Genomic DNA, 1258 nt, shown 5'->3' with positions numbered 1-1258 from the left:
GTTCAAGCGGATGCACAAGGTACTGCGCCAGATGCACCGGAATCTGGGTAAGGTCTGTGAGACCATTGTTGATCAGCGCGCGATGGAACAACGTTCCGAGCGCCTGAACCACAAGCTCCACCAGGCACTGCGATTGCTGAATCAGTACGGCGACCACACCGTCAAACCTCGGCTGTACAGCCTGCACGAACCGGAGGTGGTGTGTATCGCCAAAGGTAAGGCTCGCACCCGCTATGAGTTCGGTTCCAAGGTCAGTGTAGTGACCACTGCCAAAGAGGGCTTCGTGTTGGATTGCCAGGCACTGGCCGGCAACCCCTACGATGGCCACACCGTCGATACGGCGCTCAAGCGAGTGCTTCGTAAGCGCCGTTAAACCGACCCACTTGCCCTAATCGTACTGAGCCACTTTTTTTGAGGCTGGCAACTCAGCATTCCAGGGCAACAATGTTTCCAGTTTTTCAAGGGTATCCGCTTCGGCAATGTGCTTCAGCACATGGTGGATGTAAGCGGAGGGCTCCAGGTTGTTCGCCTTGGCCGTTTCGATCAGCGAGTAACAGGTGGCACTGGCATTCGCGCCTTGGGTGGTATCGGCGAACAGCCAGGCCATACGGCCAACGGCGAAGGGCCGGATGGCGTTTTCGGCCAGCACGTTGCTGATCTGTAAATCGCCGCGTTCGCAGTAGCCCACCAGGGTATCCCACTGACTCAGGGTATAGTCCATCGCCTTGCGGGTGAGCGAGCCTTTCAGCACTTTGCTGGCGTTTTTCTCCAGCCAGGCCTTGAAGGCGTTCAGCAACGGCAGGCTTTTTTCCTGACGCACCCGATAGCGCTCGGCGTCACTCAGTTCGTTCGCGGCTTTCTCGACAGCGTACAGTTTCCGGATGTGGCTCAGGGCCACGTCGGCTTTTGAGGGCGGGCCTTTTTTGCCCTTGGCTGGCGCTGCCCGGGACGCGTCCACGAACTTGCGCCGGGCATGATCCCAACAACCGATGCGGGTCAGTTTGTTCTCGCGGCATACCTGTCCATAGCCGGAATAGCCATCGGCTTGCAGGATGCCCTGGAAGTCATCCAGCAGGCGCACCGGTACCTGGCCACCGCGAGAGGGATCGTACTCGAACAGAACCGAGGGCTTTCCGGGCGGGCCGCCCCGGGTCACCCACATCCATTTATCCGACTGGGCTTTCTTGCCGTCTTCTTTGAGCACCTGGATCCGCGTTTCATCAGCTTGCAGGTAATCACTGCCATTCTGGGTTTCCCG

General features: G+C 58.7%; 1 protein-coding gene and 1 pseudogene. One reads left to right on the top strand and one right to left on the bottom strand.

What is annotated here, in order from left to right:
• A pseudogene (locus C7H09_RS12480) lies at positions 1-358 on the top strand (IS5/IS1182 family transposase); the annotation flags it as partial.
• Positions 359-388: 30 nt separating this feature from the next.
• Here C7H09_RS12480 and tnpC read toward each other — a convergent pair.
• Positions 389-1258, bottom strand: an 870-nt coding sequence (gene tnpC, locus C7H09_RS12475; RefSeq protein WP_116704453.1) for an IS66 family transposase, incomplete at its 5' end; no start/stop codon positions are given.

The sequence above is a fragment of the Marinobacter fuscus genome (assembly GCF_003007675.1).
Lineage (GTDB): Bacteria > Pseudomonadota > Gammaproteobacteria > Pseudomonadales > Oleiphilaceae > Marinobacter > Marinobacter fuscus.
This window is presented reverse-complemented; position numbering and strand designations above follow the sequence as displayed.